The organism is Rhizobacter sp. P3_C12 (assembly GCF_056402735.1).
This window is the reverse complement of the sequence record NZ_JBFUGW010000025.1, coordinates 1-20,508: the sequence shown is the minus strand read 5'-3', so window position 1 is coordinate 20,508 and position 20,508 is coordinate 1. Positions and strand designations below refer to the sequence as shown.

At 69.2% G+C, this 20,508-nt stretch carries 17 protein-coding genes; 6 read left to right on the top strand and 11 right to left on the bottom strand.

Annotation, left to right across the window (positions count from 1 at the left end; genetic code table 11):
* Positions 1 to 191: 191 nt before the first annotated feature.
* Positions 192 to 488 (bottom strand): YciI family protein, encoded by a 297-nt coding sequence (locus tag AC1DXV_RS06675; RefSeq protein WP_477864750.1) that lies wholly within the window; start codon positions 486 to 488, stop codon positions 192 to 194.
* Between the two features lie 24 nt (positions 489 to 512).
* Positions 513 to 1,463, bottom strand: coding sequence for an SDR family oxidoreductase (locus tag AC1DXV_RS06670; protein WP_477864749.1), 951 nt, complete (start codon positions 1,461 to 1,463; stop codon positions 513 to 515).
* Between the two features lie 79 nt (positions 1,464 to 1,542).
* Between AC1DXV_RS06670 and AC1DXV_RS06665 the strand changes: the two genes are divergently transcribed.
* On the top strand, positions 1,543 to 2,640 hold the full coding sequence (locus AC1DXV_RS06665; protein WP_477932956.1) for an AraC family transcriptional regulator: 1,098 nt from the start codon (positions 1,543 to 1,545) through the stop codon (positions 2,638 to 2,640).
* Positions 2,641 to 3,051: 411 nt separating this feature from the next.
* Here the strand turns inward: AC1DXV_RS06665 and AC1DXV_RS06660 are convergent, their stop codons facing one another.
* Together AC1DXV_RS06660 and AC1DXV_RS06655 are read right to left on the bottom strand one after the other, a co-directional pair.
* A complete protein-coding gene (locus tag AC1DXV_RS06660) occupies positions 3,052 to 3,672 on the bottom strand; it encodes a DUF1349 domain-containing protein (protein WP_477864747.1) in 621 nt (206 codons plus the stop codon).
* Positions 3,673 to 3,702: 30 nt separating this feature from the next.
* Positions 3,703 to 4,647, bottom strand: a complete 945-nt coding sequence (locus AC1DXV_RS06655; protein WP_477864746.1) for a helix-turn-helix domain-containing protein — start codon at positions 4,645 to 4,647, stop codon at positions 3,703 to 3,705.
* A 249-nt stretch (positions 4,648 to 4,896) separates the two neighbouring features.
* Here AC1DXV_RS06655 and AC1DXV_RS06650 point away from each other — a divergent pair, with 249 nt between their 5' ends.
* The 3 genes from AC1DXV_RS06650 to AC1DXV_RS06640 all read left to right on the top strand — a co-directional run bounded on the left by AC1DXV_RS06650 (position 4,897) and on the right by AC1DXV_RS06640 (position 8,634).
* Positions 4,897 to 5,463: a hypothetical protein gene (locus AC1DXV_RS06650; protein WP_477864745.1), complete on the top strand. Its 567-nt coding sequence runs from the start codon at positions 4,897 to 4,899 to the stop codon at positions 5,461 to 5,463.
* A gap of 100 nt (positions 5,464 to 5,563) precedes the next feature.
* Entirely contained in the window at positions 5,564 to 5,977 is a 414-nt protein-coding gene (locus AC1DXV_RS06645; protein WP_477864744.1) for a DUF488 domain-containing protein, read from the top strand.
* Positions 5,974 to 8,634 (top strand): glycoside hydrolase family 3 protein, encoded by a 2,661-nt coding sequence (locus tag AC1DXV_RS06640; RefSeq protein ID WP_477932954.1) that lies wholly within the window; start codon positions 5,974 to 5,976, stop codon positions 8,632 to 8,634. Before AC1DXV_RS06645 ends, AC1DXV_RS06640 begins: the two co-directional genes overlap by 4 nt.
* Positions 8,635 to 8,649: 15 nt before the next feature.
* Here AC1DXV_RS06640 and AC1DXV_RS06635 read toward each other — a convergent pair whose 3' ends face one another.
* Both AC1DXV_RS06635 and AC1DXV_RS06630 read right to left on the bottom strand, forming a co-directional pair.
* Positions 8,650 to 8,955, bottom strand: a complete 306-nt coding sequence (locus AC1DXV_RS06635; RefSeq protein ID WP_477932952.1) for a hypothetical protein — start codon at positions 8,953 to 8,955, stop codon at positions 8,650 to 8,652.
* 11 nt (positions 8,956 to 8,966) lie between these two features.
* Entirely contained in the window at positions 8,967 to 10,313 is a 1,347-nt protein-coding gene (locus AC1DXV_RS06630; RefSeq protein ID WP_477870652.1) for an ammonium transporter, read from the bottom strand.
* A gap of 247 nt (positions 10,314 to 10,560) precedes the next feature.
* Between AC1DXV_RS06630 and AC1DXV_RS06625 the strand changes: the two genes are divergently transcribed.
* Positions 10,561 to 13,659 (top strand): response regulator, encoded by a 3,099-nt coding sequence (locus AC1DXV_RS06625; protein ID WP_477932950.1) that lies wholly within the window; start codon positions 10,561 to 10,563, stop codon positions 13,657 to 13,659.
* A gap of 21 nt (positions 13,660 to 13,680) precedes the next feature.
* Here the strand turns inward: AC1DXV_RS06625 and AC1DXV_RS06620 are convergent, their stop codons facing one another.
* Entirely contained in the window at positions 13,681 to 14,598 is a 918-nt protein-coding gene (locus tag AC1DXV_RS06620; protein WP_477932948.1) for a substrate-binding periplasmic protein, read from the bottom strand.
* A 46-nt stretch (positions 14,599 to 14,644) separates the two neighbouring features.
* Between AC1DXV_RS06620 and AC1DXV_RS06615 the strand changes: the two genes are divergently transcribed.
* Positions 14,645 to 16,216, top strand: coding sequence for a cation:proton antiporter (locus tag AC1DXV_RS06615; RefSeq protein ID WP_477867013.1), 1,572 nt, complete (start codon positions 14,645 to 14,647; stop codon positions 16,214 to 16,216).
* 23 nt (positions 16,217 to 16,239) lie between these two features.
* Here AC1DXV_RS06615 and AC1DXV_RS06610 read toward each other — a convergent pair whose 3' ends face one another.
* The 4 genes from AC1DXV_RS06610 to AC1DXV_RS06595 all read right to left on the bottom strand — a co-directional run.
* Positions 16,240 to 16,761 (bottom strand): hypothetical protein, encoded by a 522-nt coding sequence (locus AC1DXV_RS06610; protein WP_477867011.1) that lies wholly within the window; start codon positions 16,759 to 16,761, stop codon positions 16,240 to 16,242.
* A 36-nt stretch (positions 16,762 to 16,797) separates the two neighbouring features.
* On the bottom strand, positions 16,798 to 18,723 hold the full coding sequence (locus AC1DXV_RS06605; RefSeq protein ID WP_477932946.1) for a molybdopterin biosynthesis protein: 1,926 nt from the start codon (positions 18,721 to 18,723) through the stop codon (positions 16,798 to 16,800).
* A 176-nt stretch (positions 18,724 to 18,899) separates the two neighbouring features.
* Complete coding sequence (locus tag AC1DXV_RS06600; protein WP_477867007.1) at positions 18,900 to 20,150, bottom strand: molybdopterin molybdotransferase MoeA; 1,251 nt, start codon at positions 20,148 to 20,150, stop codon at positions 18,900 to 18,902.
* Positions 20,147 to 20,508 (bottom strand): ATP-binding cassette domain-containing protein (locus AC1DXV_RS06595; RefSeq protein WP_477932944.1); only part of this gene is annotated, 362 nt, incomplete at its 5' end. The genes AC1DXV_RS06600 and AC1DXV_RS06595, both read right to left, overlap by 4 nt.

The following is a 20,508-nucleotide window of genomic DNA, read 5'->3' as shown; positions in this document are numbered from 1 at the left end:
ACCATGTCGCAGACATTTTTTATGATGAGTCAGGCAATGCAATGGCGCAAATAGCCGGCGCCAATTCCAGTTCATTACCGAACTCTGATTGCTTCTGTCATCTAGTCCGCCCTGAACAACTGAATCGTGCCGACTTTCGGTCCCGCCCTGGACGGGCGATTGCCATTGCTCGCTCAGCGTTCGAAAACGCGTCAGCTGCGCGACTTCAAGCTGAGCATTGCAAAGTGCTCGTAGTGGCCGACGCCGTTCTTGACCACGGGGTCTTCGGACGTGAAGTCGGAGATCTCCCGGTCGTCGGCGATCTGGTACAGCGAGACGCCGTAGCCGCCGGCGGGATCCATGACCGGCCCGTGAGCGACGATCACGCTCTGGGCCAGCAACTCATTCATGTAGTCAGCGTGGCGCTTCATCAGGCTGCGCTCTTCATCCGAGAGCGTCGGCAGGAAGTCCGCCCGCGGCGGGATGAATTTGCAGAGGTAGTACTTCATGTTCATCTCCGGCTGATCCGCCCGTCAGGCGGCGGTTTGGACGCTCTTGAGGATCGAGCCCTCGAACATCTTGGGCGCGTAGCTCTGCAGGAACAGGATCATCCCCGTCATCTTGCCGACGGGGTTGCTGAACTTGGGATCCTTGCTGGCGATCAGCTTGGAGATGGTGTCGACGACCGCGTCCGGCGCCTGGGCCTCGTCGAGCCCCTTCTGCGTGGCCGCGTTGGCCTGCTTGCGATAGGTGTTGTAGTCGCCGATGGCCCGGCCGGTCGCCGCGACGGCGTGGTTGCCGAGATTGGTCTTGAACCACACCGGCTCGACCATGCTGACCTTGATGTTGAACGGGTTCAGCTCGAAGCGGAGGGACTTGAAGAAGCCTTGGACCGCGTGCTTGGAGGCCGTGTAGAACGACAGGTTCGGCGGGCCGATCAGGCCGACGATGGAGCTGACGGTGATGACCTGGCCTTCGCGCTGGGCACGGAAGTGCGGCAGCAGCGCGTTCGTCACCTTGACCGTGCCCCAGAAGTTCGTCTCGAACTGTTGGCGACCGACCTCCAGCGGTGTCTCCTCGGCCAGGCCGGTGACCATGTAGCCGGCGTTGTTCACCAGCACGTCCAGGCGCTGGGTGAGACGGAACAGCTCCTGCGTGAAGCTCTTGATGGACTCGTCGTCGTCGATGTCCAGTCGGATCAGCTTGAACGGCAGATGGGGGTACTTTTGCGGGTCGCGGCTGGTGCCGATGACGTTGCAGCCCTGCTGCTGCAGGCGGGTGGCCACCATCAGGCCAAATCCGGAAGAGGCGCCGGTGATCAGGACAGTCTTTTTCATGGTCAGTGCTTTCGAGGCTGCAGAGCCGGGGGCTGCTGCTGGGTTGGGATGACCGGGCCTGCAAGCCCGATGACGAAGCGTTTGGAACGAGATCGACTGTGCCCAGGCAGCGGCGCCGCGGCACTCGCCGAACACGCCAATCAACATACGGAATGCGCCAACGAATGCGCCCAACCTGGCGCGTTCCGCTGGTGCGGATCCTCGGGCCCACTCGTAGACTGACGTCATGCAGGAAGAGAAAGCACCCACCCCCAGGCTGCCGGACGGGCGCCCGGCACACGCGGGCACCTTTGCAGTCTGGCCCGGCTGGCTGCTGCTCATGCACGATGCAGGCGTGAACGGCGCCCATGTGCTGCGCCGGGCGCAACTGCCCGGCGACCTCTTCGCGCGGCCCAACACGCGGCTCGATTCGCAGACGTACTTCAAGCTGTGGGCCGCCATTGAGGTGGATGCCGGCACCGAGGACGGCCCCGTGCCCTTGAGGCTCGCGAAACGGATGACGTCCGACTGGTTCGAGCCCGAGCTGTTCGTTGCCTTGTGCAGCGACAACCTGAACGGTGCCTTGGCGCGCCTGGCCAAGTACAAGCGCCTGGCCGGCCCGATGGCCTTGCACATCGAGCGCACGGAGCGCAGGACCACGGCGACGCTGGAGTTCCTGGACCACGCGATGCCGCCGCCGCCCGTGTTGATGGCCTTCAAGCTGGTGTTCCTCGTCCAACTGGCGCGGCTGGCCACCCGCAGCAAGCTGCACCCGCTGCGCGTCGGGTGGCCGCAGCCGACCCCATCGGCCCAGGAAACGCGGGCCTACGCCGACTACTTCGGCGTCTCGGTCGAGACGGCACTGGTGCCGACCCTGGTGTTCTCGGCAGAGGACGCGCAACAGCCCTTCCTGACCGCCAACCACGGCATGTGGTCGTTCTTCGAACCCGCGCTGCGCCAGCGGCTTGCCGACCTGGACCGGCACGCGACAACAGCCGACCGCGTGCGCAGTGCACTGCTCGAGGCCATGCCTGCCGGCGGCCTCTCGATGCAGGCGGTGTGCCGCAAGTTGGGCGTCAGCAGCCGCACGCTGCAACGTCGGCTGCAGGACGAAGGCACGAACTTCCAGCAGACGCTGGACAACCTGCGCAACGCGCTGGCCCACCACTACCTGCAGAACTCGCTGATGTCGGGCGCGGAGATCGCCTTCCTGCTGGGCTTCGAAGATCCCAACTCATTCATCCGGGCGTTTCAAGCCTGGACCGGCAGCACGCCGAATGCCGTGCGCTCGGCTCATGCGGCTTCCAAGGGCGCCGCGACTGAGCCCGAGGCGCTCCCTGGCTGACCGCGCCTCCTGTTGGCAGTCGGGGCTGCGGCCGGTCTTGCGGGCAAAGAGGCGCTCGAAGGACCGTTGCGATGCGGCTCGCGGGATCGTTGGGTTCGAAGAACATCGCCGTGTACTGCTCCAGCGTCGCGGGCCCCTGTCCTGCCACGTCGTAGAACAACTGCTCGCCCGGTTTGATGAGCTTGCCCGGCGGAGTGCCGGGTTCGCCCACGCCACCCGGCGCCTCGGGGCTCGGCATGGGGTGAACTTCCACTCTGGGCGCCTCGGCCAACGCGTGCAAGCGCTGGCCGACTGGATCGAGTCCAGCCTGCCAATCATCATGGATGCGCGGCGGTCGATGGGGACGTGACCTGCCTCCAATCACGGCCTCGCTGACTTGCTCGCGGCGCCCCCCGCGCTTCCATGCCGCATCTAGCGCATTCGCCCCGGTTCGAAGCGCAAGAACGAAAACTCCGCCTCGCAACCTGCGGCCTTCGGGCTACAGGCGTAAAGACCACATGACACTGATTTCACTGCCGGCCGTTCAAGCAGGCGTGCCATCCGAATTTGCTCCCAGTCCTGACCGTTGAAGGACGACTCGACGATGTAGTCGTTGCCTTCGGCCCGGACCCGGAACCAGACGGTACGCACCTCTGCCGCGATCGGCTGTGTTGACCAGTCCGAATACTGACCATTGGTGACAACCGCGCCCAAGCGGCTGGAGCCATCTGGCTCGAACTCGACGGAGGTCTTGAGCCAGCAAGCGGGCGACAGACGCACCATGAGGCCCGCTTGGTCGTACTGGTGCAGCGGGTTCGACGTGACCTTGGTCGTGAGCACGAAGTCGCCAGCAGCCTCAAGGAACAGGAAATGGCCGTTGTCGACTTCGAAGCCGTAGTGGGTTCGTTGCCAGAAGTCGGTCGCGGCGTCTGGATTGAGCCGAAGGCACATTGCAGCGCTGTCCACGCGCCAGCTCGCGGGTTCGCAGCGCCAACTCAAGCGTGGGCTCAAATCCGGCTTGGAGAAGTCCTCGAAGAGCGGCGAGTCATTCATGTCGTGGCTATCGGTTGTGTGAAACTCAAGTCATCTGGATCGCAGTGTCTGCGACGGTAACTCGCCGAACAGCGCCCTGTACCGCTGGGCGAAGTGGCTCAGATGGTTGAATCCCCTGTCCGCGGCCGCCTGCGCAATGGTCAGGTCCACCGCCCGTGTCGACATCAACCGCCGTCGCACGACGTTCAGCCTCACGCAGCGCAGGTAGTCCACCGGCGTCGTGTCGGCGACCTGCCTGAAGCTGTTCTGCAAGGTGCGCCGGCTCGTGCGAAGGCGCAGGCACAGCTCCTCCACGCTGGGCGGGGAATCCCCCCTGCCTTCCACCATTCGATGGCATTGCGCAACGATGTAACTGGCCGACGCGCTCCCGACGGCCTGCCCTGCGTCGGCTGCACCATTGAACAGTTCGTGCAGCGCTTCGAACACGCCACAGGACACCGACCGATCCTCGATGGCTTCCGACTTGCGCGGGTCGGTTGCCGGCGTCTCAGCGAACAACGAAAGCAGGACGTACCGCAATCGCTGCATCGCGAGCCCCGGGGCTCGCAGCACGGAGCGGGGCAGCAGGGCCCGGGCCCCCGGTGCCCACGGCCGTTCCTCCGACAGGCGACGAAATTCGTCCAGCTCGAACGTCACCGCCACAAGCTCCATGCCTTTCGGGCGTTGCAGCGTGAACTCGTCGCCACTGCGAAGGACGACCATGCTGTCCCCGTGCATTTCATGGCCCTGCATCCGCGGCGTTTCGGCCAACGTCCCCAACGGGATCGCGAAGCAGATCTTGCCGTTGGGTAGACAGCCCTGTTGAATCACCCGCTCGCTCATCCATTTGCGAAAGACGTGGATGCTGCCGGTCGTCGCTTCGGCCAGCGAACTGTGCATGACCCCCGGCGACACCTGAAGGTAGCGCTGGTTCCACTCAGGCGCCGAGGCGCCATGCACGTGGAAGTTGTCGAATACGTCCAGCTTGAGTGTCATGCGGTGTCCCGTGGCAGCGCTGCTGTCGAAGAATAGCCCTGGCTCCGGTTCCGCGCCACTTTGCCGATTCGGGCTAACGGTGCCGGGTGCGCGCGCTGCATAGTGGGCGCACCTTCTCCGTCGAGGACATCCTTCCAGATGTGGACACGATGTATTTCGCGCCTCCTGGCGCACGTGCTGGCACTGACGCTCGCAGCCTGTGCTTCAACAACCGAACTCCCTTCTCGCAGACCCGAAGGAATGCCCGTCATGAACGTGGAACAGATCAAGGGGGCCCTGGTGGGCGACTGGGTCAGCATCGCCCCGGAGGTCCGGCCGAGCGCCGGCAAGAATCCTGACGGCACGCTGAAGCCGTTCTATCTGAAGCGTGAGTTCAAGTACCTGGCTGGGGATCGGTTCGAGCTGGACATCGTCAACTCGGCAGACCCGAACGGTGCGGTTCCCATTGCTCGAATCGCCATCCGGGGTCGAATGCTCTGGCGCGGGCCGCACGCGATCGCCGCCGGGGCGCAGAAGACTGACTTCGTCGCTGACGAGGGTTACGAGGTGACGCCGCTGAACCAGGGGTTTGCCGATCTGCTGAACCAGATCGCCGCCAGTGGCTACAGAAAGTGGCAAGTCAACGACACGCAAAGCGTGTTCGGCAAGGCGTTCGCCCCGTTCGGGTTGAGCGAGGGCAAGAACTTCATGGAGTTCGACCTCGTCTACCTGAGCCACGGCATGTTGTTCTGGGGTGCACGCAATGTGGACGGCCGTGGGTTCGACAAGGAAGAGAACAGGCCGACGAATCTGCAGATCCCGCTTGCGCGGAAGTGAGGCCTCGGTGCCCGAACGCCTTGAGATGTGCTGCCCAGGACGGAAATCCTCCGCGCTCACGGCCGCTCCCGCTCAGTAAACTTCATCTCTCATTCCTCGCTTGGTCCTCACCTTGGTTTCATCCGCACACCGTCCTGCACACGCTCTGTTCACCTTCGGCTACGAGGGTCTGTCGATTGACGCGTTCATCGAGCGCCTCAAGGAGGCTCACGTCGAGTTGATCGTCGATGTGCGCGAGCTGCCGCTGTCGCGCAAGAAGGGCTTCTCCAAGACATCCTTCCGTGAGGCGTTGGCGGCGGAGGGCATCGCCTGCGAGCACCGCCCGGCGCTCGGTTGCCCGAAGCCCGTTCGAAATCGCTACAAGGTGGATGGCGACTGGCAGGCCTACACCCGCGGGTTCCTCGCGTACCTGGCCACCCAGAAGGCCGAGATCGCTGACCTGACCCAAACGGCGCTCGCTCAGAGCGCCTGCCTCGTATGCTTCGAAGCCGATTTCGCCGAGGAGACACCATGAATTCCAAGCACCTTGCCCGGCACGGTGCCGCGGCCCTGGGCGTGCTGCTCGCCGCCGGCTGTGGCGCAGGCGGCGCGGCCGCGGCCGAAGCGGGCCCGCTCGCCACCGGCGACCGCTCCGAGAAGAGCGCCGCCGTCATGGCGCCCGCCCCCACCTACGCCGACTGGCCGGCCGTCACCAGCGCGATCGCGCGCGACCCGGCGATGGAGGCGCGCATCGCGCAGATCGTCGCGGCGATGACGATCGAGCAGAAGGTCGGGCAGATGACGCAGCCCGAGATCAAGAGCATCTCGCCCGACCAGGTGCGGCAGTTCTTCATCGGCTCGGTGCTGAACGGTGGCGGCACCTGGCCGAACGGCGACAAGCACGCGAGCGCCGCCGCCTGGGTGGCACTGGCCGACCGGTACTACAACGCGTCGATGGCCACCTCGATGGCCACCAAGGTCCCGATCATCTGGGGCACCGACGCGATCCACGGCCACAGCAACGTCTACCAGGCCACGCTGTTCCCGCACAACATCGGGCTCGGCGCGGCACATGACCCGGCGCTGGTGCAGCAGATCGGCGCGTCGGTCGGCCAGGCGGTGCGCGCCACCGGCATCAACTGGGTCTTCGGGCCGACCCTCGCGGTCGTGCGCGACGACCGCTGGGGCCGCACCTACGAGAGCTTCTCGGAGGATCCGTCCATCGTGCGCGCCTACGCCGGCGCCTACGTGACCGGCCTGCAGGGCAGCTTCGCGAGCGACACCAACGTGGTCGCGACCGCCAAGCACTTCATGGGCGACGGCGGCACCGACCAGGGCGTCGACCAGGGCGTGGCGACGGCGTCCACCGCCGACATGATCAACATCCACGGCCAGGGCTACTACAGCGCGCTGGGCGCCGGGGCGCAGACGGTGATGGCGTCCTTCAACAGCTGGACGAATGCGGCGGCCGGCATCAACGTCGGCAAGCTGCACGGCAGCAAGCAGATGCTGACCGACATCCTCAAGGCCAAGATCGGCTTCGACGGCTTCGTGGTGTCCGACTGGAACGGCATCGGCCAGGTGCCCGGCTGCAGCAACGCGAGTTGCGCGCAGGCCATCAACGCCGGCATCGACATGGTGATGGTGCCCGACGAGTGGCAGGCCTTCATCGGCAACACCTCGGCCCAGGTGCGCTCGGGCGCGATCCCGATCGCGCGCATCAACGACGCGGTGACCCGCATCCTGCGCGTCAAGATGCGCTCGGGGCTGTTCAACGGGCGCAAGCCGTCGCAGACCGCCGGGGCCGGCGTGCAGGGCCAGCTGGTGGCGCGTGCACTGGCACGCGATGCGGTGCGCAAGTCGCTGGTGCTGATCAAGAACAACGGCGCGCTGCTGCCGCTGGCCCGCGGGCGCAAGACGCTGGTGGTCGGCAAGAGCGCCAACAGCCTCTCGAACCAGTCGGGCGGCTGGTCGCTGACGTGGCAAGGCACCGGCAACAGCAATGCCGACTTCGCCGGCATCGGCGACACCGTGCTGGCCGGCATCCAGGAGGCCGCCGGCAGCGCCAACGTCGAGTACAGCGCGACCGGCACCGACAAGAACCCGGCCCGCTACGACGTGGTGATCGCGGTGATCGGCGAGACGCCGTATGCCGAAGGCGCCGGTGACCTCAAGGGCAGCCGCACGCTCGCGCACGCAGCCAACCACCCGGAAGACCTGGCGGCGTTGAACGCGGTGTCGGGCAAGGGCAAGCCGGTGGTGACGCTGCTGCTGGCGGGCCGCCCGCTGTACACGAACGACCTGATCAACCAATCCGATGCCTTCGTCGCCGGCTGGCTGCCGGGCACCGAGGGCAAGGGCATCAGCGACGTGATCTACCGCAACGCGCAGGGGGCGGTCGGCTTCGACTTCAACGGCACGCTGTCGTTCTCGTGGCCGGCCTCGGCCTGCCAGACGCCGCTGAACCTCGGCGACGGCCAGCAGCCGCAGTTCGCGCCGGGCTACGGGCTGACCTATGCCAGTACCGCAGCCAGCATCGGCACGCTGCCGACACCGGCCGTGCCCTCGGCCTGCGGCCAGGGCAGCGGCACGCTGGTGCTGTTCAACCAGGGCGATGTCGCACCCTTCGCGCTGAACGTCAACACCGCCGCCAACCACGGGGCCAGCGTGCCGGTCGGCAGCGACCCGAACGCGACGCTCGACGTGCCAACCACCGGCACGCCGGCGATGCGGGTGCAGACCACGCAGATCAACACGCAGCAGGACGCCAAGCGGATAACCTGGTTCTCGCAGGGCCAGGTCTTCTCGAAGGCGGCGAGCGGCCAGAACCTCTCGGGCTACACCGACGGCACGCTGGAGTTCGACACCGTCGTCTCGCAGGCGCCTGCCGCCGCGGTGCAGCTGCACATGGACTGCGGCCACCCCTGCCGCGGCACCGTCGACCTGACGCAGGCGCTGCGCAGCCTGCCGCTGAACGTGAAGCAGACGCTGAAGATCCCGCTCAGCTGCTTCGCGACGGCCGGCGCCAAGCTCGCGAGCATCGACACGCCGTTCAGCATCGAGTCGATGGGCGCGCTGACGCTGGCCTTCACCAACCTGAAGGTGGTCCGGGGCGGCGCGCTGGCGGGCGGCGTCTCGGGCTGCTCGACGCAGCAGGGTGGCGTCGCGTTGTCCGGGCCGCTGCGTCCCTGACCACGTCTTGCGGGGTCAGCGAGCGCCGCGGAGATAGCTGCGCTCGCGCGGACGGTCCGGATCGTCCTGCGGGCCGGCGTCGGTGTCGCCTCCCTGGGCGCCTGGGTTCGATGCTGCGGCGGGCGCATCGGCCGCCGGCGCCACCCGGCTGCTCATCAGGCGCTCGGCCAGCGTGACCAGGGCGGGCTCGCCGATGTGCGTGCAAAGCGCCCAGATCTCCACCGCGTAGTCGGTGTCGGACAGCAGGCGATCGGCCTCGATGGAGATCTGGTGCCGCAGCAGGGCCAGCCGCAGCCGCATCGCGACCACGCCCGGGGACATGGCGGAACTCACTACTCGATCCGCTCGCCGTGCTGGGACACATCCAGCCCGACGGCTTCCTCGCTGCGCGTGACCCGGACGCCGGCGAACCAGTGGAGCCCCTTCATCAGCAACCAGCTGACCACGAAGCTGTAGCCGAGAACCGCCATGACGCCGATCGCTTCCGCCTGCGGCTGGCCGGCGCCGCCCGCGAGCTTCGCGTCGATGAAGAAGGGCGTCAGCAGCGAACCGGCGATGCCGACGACACCGTGGATCGCGAACACGTCCAGCGAGTCGTCGATGTCGAGCAGGGGCTTGATCCAGCCCAGCGATGCGAACGCGACGAGGCCGCCGACCGCACCGAACAGGTAGGCCGCGTTCACGCTGACGAATCCGGCGGCGGGCGTGATGGCCACCAGGCCGGCGACGGCGCCGGTGGACATGCCGATCAGGCTGGGCTGGCCCTTCAGGACCCACTCGCACAGCACGAAAACGACCGCGGCCAGCGCCGCTGCGATCTGCGTGTTGACCATCGCCAGCGCGGCTTCGCCATTGGCCGCAAAGGCTGAACCGCCATTGAAGCCGAACCAGCCGATCCACAGCAAGGCCGCGCCGATCAGCATGTAGGCGAGGTTCGAGGGAACCATCGGCTCGCGGCCATAGCCTTGCCGCGGCCCGGCCACGAGGGCGCAGGCCAGGCCCGCCGCACCGGCGCTGATGTGCACGACCATGCCGCCGGCGAAGTCGCGAACGCCCATGTCGTACAGCCAGCCACTGGGGTGCCACACCCAGTGCGCCACCGGCGCATAGACGGCCAGCGACCACAGGCCGCAGAACACCGCAGCGATGCTGAATTTCACCCGCTCGGCGAACGAGCCGACGATCAGCGCCGCGGTGATGATCGCAAAGGCAGCCTCGAACAACGCGAACGCCGGCGCAGGGATCTGCGGCGCCATCGCGTGGACGGGGACCCGGTCGCCCTGCGGCATGAACTCGAGGCTGAAGCCGTTGCCGAAGAAGCCCGACCACGGCGACCCCGAACCGAAAGCGATCGTGTAGCCCGCCACGAACCACAGCACGCTGGTGACCGCGGCCACGATGAACACCTGCGTCATCGTGCCCAGGATGTTCTTCTTGCGGACCAGCCCGCCGTAGAAGAAGGCCAGGCCTGGCAGCGTCATCATCAGGACGAGTGCCGTGCTGGCCAGCATCCACGCGGTGTCGCCGGCCGAGATCGCACTCGCCGCCGCGGTCTGCGGTGCCGCGCTGACGGCGGAGGAGCCCAGCAAGGCCACGGCGCCGGCGGCGATCAGGCGATGCGGGCGTGGGCGGTGGGCGTCGGTCCGGACGACCTGGAGGGGTTGCGTTTCAGGGGACATGGCTGCGAATGCGTGGTGATCGGGCGATCTGCCATTGCATCAGCCGTCGCGCCTGCGGTCATGATCGAATCCTGATGGCGGCGCGATCTCGTTCGGCGCCGTCAACAAGGTCACACATGGAACCGGAGGAATAGGAAAACCCCGGGGGTAGGAACCCCTGGCGAGGCCCCGCGCACACGCCGCATTCGACTATGCTCGCCCGAAGCCCGGGCCTCCGCCGCGTCCGGCGGGCCGAGCGAGTTCAGCGATGACCTTCAAAGCACCTGCGTCGGCATCTGCGTCGGAAACGCCGCCCCGGCGGCGCGGCTGGCTCGCTTCCGTCTCGCGGATTCCGGGCGGCGGCATCGCGATCGCGCTGCTGATCCGGGTGCTGCTGTTCAGCACCGTGGTCACGCTGGTGCTGACCATCCTGCAGCTCACGCTCAGCTACCGCAGCGAGCGGGCGCGGCTGGAAAGCCGCTTCGGCGAGATCGACCAGGCCAGCTCGCGCAGCCTCAGCGAAAGCCTGTGGGCGCTCGACTCCAAGCAGCTCGAGGAGCAGCTCGAAGGCATCGTGCGCCTGCCGTCCATCCGGGCCGCCGAGGTGCGCGAGACGGCGTCGTCGGCCCATGCGCTGACCGTCCTGCGCGGCGAGCGGCAGGCCAGCCGCTCGGTGGTGAAGGAGTTTCCACTCGCGTGCTGCGGCGACCGCCCTCAGGTCATCGGCGTGCTGCAGATCGAGGCCACGCTGACCGACATCTACCGCGACCTGATGGCGCAGGCCGTCGTCATCCTGCTCAGCAATGCGGCCAAGACCTTCCTGGTCGCGCTCTTCATCCTGTTCGTCGTGCACCGGCTCGCGACCCGCCACCTGCTGGACATCGCGGCGTCGATCGGCAGCGTCACGCCGCAGGCGCAGGCGCCGCCGCTGCAGCTGCGCCGCCAGCACGCCCGCGACGATGAGCTCGACCAGCTGGTCGATGCGTTGAACGCGATGCGCGAGCGGCTGGACCAGCACGCCGCGGAGCTTGGCAACGCCAATGCCCGCATGGCGATCCTCCTCGACAACATCCCGGACCTGGCGTGGGTGAAGGACGCCGGCGGGCACTACGTCGCCGTCAACCGCGCCCTCGCCACGACGCTCGGGTTCGAGCACCCCAGCCAGATGATCGGCAAGACCGACCTCGAGATCCACCCGCCGGAACTCAGCCGTGCGTACCGGCTCGACGATGCCGAGGTGATGGCGACGAACACCAGCAAGCGCATCGAGGAGCAGCATGTCTGGCCCGACGGCAGCAGGGCCACGGTGGAGACCATCAAGACGGCACTGCTCGACCGCGACGGCCGCGTCACCGGCACGGTGGGCATCGCCCGCGACATCACCGCGCGCCAGCAGGCCGAGGCCGACCGCGTGGCGCGCCGCGCCGCCGAGGCCGCCAACCAGGCCAAGAGCGATTTCCTGGCCAACATGAGCCACGAGATCCGCACGCCGATGAACGCGATCCTCGGCATGTCGTACCTGGCCCTGCAGAGCGGGCTCAACCCGCAGCAGCACAACCACGTGCAGCGGATCCAGGGGGCGGCCGAATCGCTGCTCGGGATCATCAACGACATCCTCGACTTCTCGAAGATCGAGGCCGGCAAGCTCGAGATCGAATCGATCGAGTTCAACCTTGGCGACGTGATGGAAGGCCTGGGCCACCTGGTCGGCATGAACGCCGAGGACAAGGGGCTGGAGCTGCTGTTCGCGCTGCCGCCGCAGTTGCCCCGCGCGTTGGTCGGCGACCCATCGCGCCTGCGCCAGGTGCTGCTGAACCTGGGCTACAACGCCGTCAAGTTCACCGAGCACGGCGAGGTGGTCATCGCCATCTCGGTCGCCGGGCGGCAGGCGACGGCGATCGACCTGCGCTTCGAAGTGCGCGACACCGGCATCGGCATGACGCCCGACGAGCAGCAACGCCTGTTCCAGCCGTTCACGCAGGCCGACTCGTCGACCAGCCGGCGCTACGGCGGCACCGGGCTGGGCCTGTCGATCAGCCGGCGCCTCGTGCAGCTGATGGGCGGCGAGATCGGCGTCGACAGCACGCCTGGGCAGGGCAGCCGTTTCCACTTCACGCTGCGCTTCGCGCTGCAGCCCGAGCCGGCCGATGCGCCGGTGCCGCTCGACGCCGGGCTGCGCGGCCGGCGCACGCTGGTGGTCGACGACAACGCGTGTGCGCGCGAGCTGCTGGCGGGCATGTGCAGCTCGTTCGGTCTCGACATCGACAGCGCCGCCGGCGGCCACGCCGCCTTGCGGATGGCGCAGCAGGCGGACGCGAACGGCAAGCCCTACGACCTGGTGCTGCTCGACTGGAAGATGCCCGGGCTCGACGGTGTCGAATGCGCCCGCCTGCTGGGCCTGGAGGACGGCCGGCGCCATGCCGCGCCGACCGTGCTGATGGTGACGGCGTTCAGCCGGGATGACGCACAACGGCAGCTGACGCGGCGGCAGGTCAGCGTGGGCGCGGTCCTCACCAAGCCGGTCACGCCCTCCACGCTGCTCGACGCCTGCGGCGAGGCGCTGGGCCTGGCACATCCCCGTGCGCCGCGCGCGACGCAGCGCCAGGAGGCCTTGCTCGGGCACCAGGCGCGCCTGCGCGGCGCGCACATCCTGCTGGTGGAGGACAACGCGATCAACCGGGAGATCGCGCTCAGCGTGCTGGGCGAAGCCGACATCACCGTCAGCGTGGCCTGCGATGGCCGCGAGGCGCTCCAGGTGCTTGCGCACCAGCAGGTCGACGGCGTGCTGATGGACTGCCAGATGCCGGTGATGGACGGCTACGAGGCCACGCGCGCGCTGCGCCAGCAACCGCAATGGCAGGACCTGCCGGTGATCGCGATGACCGCCAACGCGCTGGTCGGCGACCGCGCGAAGGTGCTGGCGGCCGGCATGAACGACCACGTCGCCAAGCCGATCAACGTGGGCGAACTGTTCGCCACCCTCGCCCGCTGGATCCGGCCGGCCGCGGCGGCCGCGGCGGCAGCGGACGACTCCCCGGCGATCGACCGGCCGGCCGGCAWCGCCGCCACGATGGGCGACGAGGACCTGTACCTGCGGCTCATGCGCATGTTCCGCGACCGCGAGACCGACTTCGCGCAACGCTTCCGGGCCGCACGTGCGACGGGTGACATGCCGACGGCGATGCGCATGGCGCACGACCTCAAGAACGTCGCCGGCACGCTGGCCGTGCGCGCCGTGCACCAGGCGGCGACGGAACTCGAGCGGGCCTGCATCGACGAGGTCGACGACGCCGGCGTCGAGCCGCTGCTGGGCCGTGTCGAACGGCTGCTGCACCCGGTCATGGCCGAGTTGCGCGCGCTGGGCTGAACGCCGGGCCCGGCGCCCGCCTCATCGCCCACGCTTGGCGTCGTACCAGAGTTCGGGCCGGTTGGAGGGCGTCCCGGGCGTCAGCAGCGGGTTGCGCAACTCGATCACCGTGCGCGTCTCGAGGCGCGCCTTGCGCAGCCACTCGCCGAAGTACTGCTGGAAGAGCTTGTCGAAGGAGCCGTCGGCGATGGCTTTCTCCAGGCCGGCCTGGATGTCCTGCGCGAGCCGGGTGTTCTTGCGGTTCACCATGAAGTAGGCGTCGTAGAAGTAGTGCAGGGCGAGGCGCGGCTCCACCTCCAGCGTGTCGGCATTGAGGGCCTGCTCTTCCCAGATCTCCATCATGCTGCGCGGGAAGTAGTCGAAGCGCTTGCCGGTCAGCATCTTGAACAGGCCTTCGTACTTCGGCGCGGTGATCACGTCGATGCCGTTGGCCCGCAGGATCTGCGTGTCCGGCCATTCCTGCCCCTGCGCGAGCCGCAGCCGCTTCAGGTCGTCCAGCGTGTCGATGCCCGCGACCAACCCCTTGTCGCCCTTGCGGATCAGGCCCAGCCGCCAGCCGAGCAGGCCCTTGTTGATCGGGATGTAGACCGGCAGCAGGCGCGCCTCGCGCTCGGCGGAACTCGGGATGGGGCCGACGTCGATGCTCCGGCCGGCCTCGATCTCCAGCACCTGCCGCTCCTGGTTCATCGGGGTCTCGGCCGCCTGCATGCGGTACTCGGTGCCGCTCTTCGACAGCGCGAGCTGCAGCAGTTGCAGCGCGTAGTCGTAGCGGTGATCGCCCTCGAACTCGGGCTTCGGGACGCGGACGATCTCCACCGCCGAAGCGGCCAGGGGGACTGCGAACAGAGGGACTGCGAACAGATGGGCTCCGAACAACAGGCAGGCCACCCGGCGAGACACCATGCGCATGATCATCTCCTCGTCCTTGCGGACGCGCATCGATGATACGCGTGCAAGGCGGCACGCCTGCTCCATACTTGCCGCGGTGCGCGAACTCGAACAGATCCTGATCCTCTTCGTGGCCGCCGTGGTGCTGGCCGCCGCCGCTCGCCGCGCGGGGGCGCCGTACCCGGTCTTCCTCGCCATCGGCGGCGCGCTGCTGGCGCTGATTCCAGGCGCACCCCAGGTGAGCCTGCCACCCGACCTGGTGCTCGCGCTGTTCGTGGCGCCCATCCTGGTCGATGCCGGCTACGACGCCTCGCTGCGGGATCTCCGGGACAACTGGGCGCCGCTCGCCAGCCTGGTGATCGTCGCGGTCGGCCTGACCACGGCCGCGGTGGCCGTCGTGGCCCATGCGCTCGTGCCGAGCCTGCCGTGGGCCGCCGCAGTGGCGCTGGGCGCGATCGTCGCCCCGCCCGACGCGGTGGCCGCCACGGCCGTGCTGCGCCCGCTGCGCCCGCCGCAGCGCATCCTCGGCATCCTCGAAGGCGAAAGCCTGCTGAACGATGCCAGCGCGCTGCTGATCTACCGCCTCGCGGTCGGCGCCGTCGCCGCCGGCGGCTTCTCGGTGCAGGCGGTGGCCCCGACCTTCCTGCTGGCCGTGCTGGGCAGCCTGATCGCGGGGCCGGCGCTGGGCTGGCTCGCGCAGCGTCTTCTCGAGCGGGTGCAGCACATCCCGACGGCCATCGTCCTGCAGTTCGTCGGCACCTTCACCGTGTGGCAGGTGGCCGAGCACGTGGGGCTCTCCGGCGTGCTGACCACCGTCTGCTTCGCGATGACGCTGGCCCGGATGGCGCCGGCGCGCATCCCGGCGCGCATCCGCATCCCCACCAACGCGGTGTGGGCCACCGTCGTGTTCGCGCTGAACATCTTCGCGTTCATCTTCATCGGGCTGCAGGTCCGTCCGATCCTGGTGGAGCTGGCGCCGGCGGCGCGCGAGCAGTACTTCGGGGTGGCGGCCGCCGTGCTGGCCACGGTCATCGGCGTGCGCGTCGCATGGCACATGAGCTTCAACGCGGTGGTGCGCTGGCGCGACCGGCGCCACGGCTTTCACCCGCCGCGGCCGATGCTGCGGCCCACCGTGGGCAGCGGGCTGGTGATCTCGTGGGCGGGCATGCGCGGCATCGTCACGCTGGCCGCGGCGCTCGCGCTGCCGGAGGGCTTTCCGGCCCGCGACCTGATCGTGCTGACGGCCTTTCTCGTGGTGCTGGGCACGCTGCTGATCCAGGGGTTGACGCTGAAGCCGCTGCTGCGCGCGCTCAAGCTGCGCGACGGCGACCCCGTTGCGCACGAGGAGCATGCCGCCCGCCAGCGCATGCTGGACGCGGCCTTCGCCCAGTTGCCGCAGGAGCAGTCCGCGGCCGGGGACCTGGTGCGCAAGAACCTGAAGATGCACCTGGGCCGGCCGCTGCACGGCAGCGAGAGCCCGTTCGCCTCGTTCGGCGCCGAATACGACAGCGGCTACCGCGCCGCGCTGCAGGCCGCCCGCCACGCGCTGCTCGCCATGCGCGAGGCCGGCGAGATCGGCGACGACGCCTTCCACAGCCTGGAGAACGACCTGGACTGGCTGGAGGTGTCCGATCCGCTGCGCGCCGCGAATGCGGACGCGACGGGGTAGGGCCTGAATCCCTGGCGCCTCGGCTATCGAGGGCTTGAGGCAGCCCCCGGGATCGGCTCCAGGTGCGCCACCGACGCTTCGCCCGTGGAGGCCGCATGCCTGACCCTGAAGACGCAGTCGGACCGTGGCAGGCCTTCGGGGCCGGGGTCGACATCGAACTCGCCGTTGGCCAGCGCATGCAGTTCGATGTGCGTCAGCCGCCCGTCGAGCGCGAACAGGATGGCCATGTGGGCCGCAGGCACCGACTCGTAGCGCACGACGCGGTCGCAGAGGTTGCGGTTCGCGCTCAGGAACCGGCAGATCGCCTCGCGGGTGGTGCCGGCCTTGAACAGGTAGAGCCTGTCCCAGCCGAACGAGGTCAGCCGGCCCAGGTCCAGCTCCTTGCTGGACGGCTCGTTGGCCACTTCGCCGATGCGCTCGCTGATCTGCCCGGCCGCGTTCGGCGCCAGGTTGCAGCCCGCCAAAGCACCGATGAGGAGCAGCACGCTCGACAGACAACGAAGGGTCGGCACGCCGGATCGATGGGTCTGTTCTCTTTGCTTCATGCCGTCATTCTTGCCGACACCGGATCGCCATCCGCCTCAACCCGCGTCGACGCGGAAGCCCAGCCCCCGCAGCGCCACCCGCGTGCCCGCCGCCGCGAGCAGCCGGCGGAAGGCCTGCACCGGCGCTCGCTCGAGCCGCGCCTTCGGCACGATGAAGTCGTAGCGCTCCTCCTGCACGGGAATGAACCCCAGCCCGTACTGGCGCGCGACGGTGTCGATCGCCATGCCCCAATCGGCGCGCCGCTGCGCCACCGCGACCGCCACGGCGTTGTGCGATTTCGTCTGCACCCCGTGGCCTGAGGGGCGGGCCGCGCCCAGCAAGCGATCGATCACCACGCGCGTGCCGCTGCCGGCATTGCGGTTGACCATCACGCAGTCGCGGTCGCCGGTCACCACCGCGACCGCCTCGTCGAGGCTGCGCCCCTCGAAGCGGGCATCGCCCGGCCGGAACACGATGCCCTGCATCCGCCCATAGCCGGGAATCAGTTCCAGCGCATCGGTCAGCAGCGGCCGGTTGTACTCGCCGCTGGCCGGGTCCATCAGGTGCATGCCGGCGATGTCGCACTCGCCGCGTTTGGCCGCCATCAGGCCACCGCTGCTGCCCACGTTGAGCGACTTGACGCGCCAGCCCTCGCCGATCATCTGCCCCGCCAGCCAGTCCAGGCCGACGCAGTGGCTGCCGATCAGGATCAGGTCCGCCGGTTCCAGGCCCTGCCCCAGCAACTGCACGTCGACGCGCTCGCCGGCATCGAGCATCTCGGTGTGCTGCGGGATCGTGATGAAGCCGTCCGCCGTGCTGAAGGTGGTCACCGAGCCCGAGCCCTTGCCCATCGGGTAGGCCGCGAGGCCGTCGTCCGTGCGCACCAGCCCGACCAGCAGGTACTCGGTGCGGCCGCGCTCCGAGTTCACGCGCATCGGCAGCGTCGCGCCCACCGTTTCCTGCCGGTCGGGTGGCAGGCCCGCGAAGGCGCGCAGCACCGGCGCGAGGAACTCGTGGAAGGTGAAGATCGCCGAGGTCGGGAAGCCCGGCAGGATCACGACCGGCTTGCCGCCGGTGACCGCCAGGCACACCGGCTTGCCGGGCTTCAGCGCCACGCCGTGCGCGACGATGCCCGGATCGGCCAGCCGGCCGACGACGCGATACGACAGGTCGCCTTCGCCTTTCGACGTGCCGCCCGAGAACACCACCGCATCGCACGCCAGCCCGCGCGCCAGCGCCGCGCTCAGCGCGGCCTCGTCGTCCGGAATCACCCCCAGGTGCACCGGCCGGCCGCCCAGCTCCTCGACCGCCGCGCCGATGATCGCGGCGTTGGAGTCGTACACGGCACCGGTGCGCAACGGCTGCCCGGGCGCGACGATCTCGTCGCCGGTGGAGAAGATCGCGACCCGCGGCGCGCGATGCACCGGCACCTGCGCCAGGCCGAGCGCCGCGAGCACGCCGATCTCGCGCGACGTGAGGCGCTGGCCCGCGCGCAGCACCGTCTCGCCGCGCGCGATGTCGGTGCCGGCGTAGCTGACGTTCTCGCCCGCCGTTGCCGCCCGGCTGATCTCGACGCGGCCCTCGCCGCGCAGCTCGGTGTGCTCGACCATCACGACCGCGTCGGCCCCGCGCGGCAGCATGCCGCCGGTGGCGATCGGGGTGGCCGTGCCCGCCGCCACCGTCACCTGCGGCACGATGCCCGGCCGCAGCACCTCGTCGTTCAGCTGCAGCGTGCGGGCCCGCTCCTCCTGTGCGCCGTGCGTGTCGGCGGCCTGCAGCGCGAAGCCGTCGACGTTGGAACGGTCGAAGCCCGGCACGTCGATGCCGGCCACGATGTCCTCGGCCAGCACGCGGTGCAGCGCGGCGCCCAGCGCGACGCGCTCCTGCCCGAGCGGCGCCAGCTTCAGGTGCCGCTGGAAGCGCTGCGTCGCCTCGTCGCGCGTGATGACGTCCAGGAACTGCGATTGCGATGTCGGTTTCATGCGGGGCCCGGGGCTCAGAGGGTGAGAGTGAATCCGGCGTGCTCGAGCAGCCCGTCCAGGCGCGCCCAATCAAGGCGCAAAGCGCAGCCGTAGCTCGGGCTACGGCGAGCATTTGCAACGCGGAGTGGGTGCGTCTGGGCGGGATGAGCGGGCATGGCGGATTTACTCTCACCCTCTCAGTCGTAGAGGTGGAGGGTGAGCTCGGTGCCGGGGCCGTAGCCTTCGCTCTCGGCCGGCACGACGACGAAGCCGTCGGCGCGCGTCGTCGACGACAGCACCGACGCGCCGGACACCGCCAGCGGCTCGACCGCGTCGCCCTCCAGCCTGACGCGCACGTAGTCGACGCGGCCCACGGCCGAGACGATCTTGCGCGCCACCGTCACCCGGCGTTGACGGTAGGGCCACTCGGGGCCGCGCCCCGCCAGGCGGCGGATCGCGCGCCCGGCGAAGAAGTCGTAGGCACACAGGCACGACACCGGATTGCCCGGCAGCAGGAACACCAGCGTCTCGCCGATGCGGCCCATGCCCGCGGGGCTCGACGGCCGCATCGCGACGCCATGGATCGCGAGTTCGCCCAGCTGCGCCAGCAGCTGCGGCGCGTGGTCCTCGCTGCCGACGCTCGATCCGCCGGACACCAGCACGACGTCGGCGCCTGGCGCCCTCATGGCAGCGCCGATCGCCGCGGCCTCGTCGCCGAGGCGCTGGTGGCTCTCGAGCTCCGCGCCGTCGCGCGCGATGAGGCCGCGCAGCAGCACGGAATTCGCGTCGTAGATCTCCCAGGGCCCCTTCGGCGCGCCGGGGGCCACGACCTCGTTGCCGGTCACGAGCAGCCGCACGCGCGGACGCCGCACCACGCTGACCTGCGCGAAGCCGAGCGAGGCCGCGAGGCCGCCGTCCTGCGGCCGCAGGTGGCGGCCGGCGGGCAGCACCGTCGAGCCGGCCTGGATGTCCTCGCCGACACGCCCGACGTGCTGCCACGGCGACACCGGTCGCGTGATCGCGATGCGCCCGGCGGCCTCGGTGGCGTACTCGGCCGGGATCACCGCATCCAGGCCGTCGGGCAGCGGCGCGCCCGTCATGATGCGCACCGCGGTGCGGGCCGGTGCCGTGCCATCGAACGGCCGACCCGGCATCGCCTGGCCGAGCACGGGCAGCTCGATCGGGTTGTATTCGCCGGCGCCGTCGGTCTCCGCGCCGCGCAGCGCGAAGCCGTCCATCGCGGCGCGCTGGAAGGTGGGCACGTCGATGGGGGCGACCAGGTCGGTGGCCAGCACGCGCCCGGCGCTCTCCTCCACCGCCACGGGCTGCGCGGGCAGCGGCCGCGCGCCGGCCCGGCCGTCGACCCAGGCCTGGGCCGCGCCCACCTCGCTGCGCTGCGCGAAGCCGTGCATGCGCACGTCCTTCGTCGGCGCGGGTCTTGGTGTCATCTCCAGGGCAGCTCTCCTCGCAGGAACTGCGCGGCCTCGCTCGGCAGCGCATCGTCGGTGAAGAACAGGTCGACCGGGCGCTCGACGACCACGCGGCCGCCTTCCAGGTAGGCCACGCGGGTCGCCAGGCGCTTGGCCTGGCCGAGATTGTGCGTGCTCATCGCGATCGTCACGCCGGTGTGGGCGATCTGCTCGATCAGCGCCTCGACCTCGCGCTTCGCGCCGGGGTCGAGGCTCGCCGTGGGTTCGTCGAGCAGCAGCAGGTCGGGCTGCGTGGCCCAGGCGCGGGCGAGCGCCAGGCGTTGCCGCTGCCCGCCGGACAACGCGCGGGCCGGCCGGGCGGCCTGGCCGTCCAGCC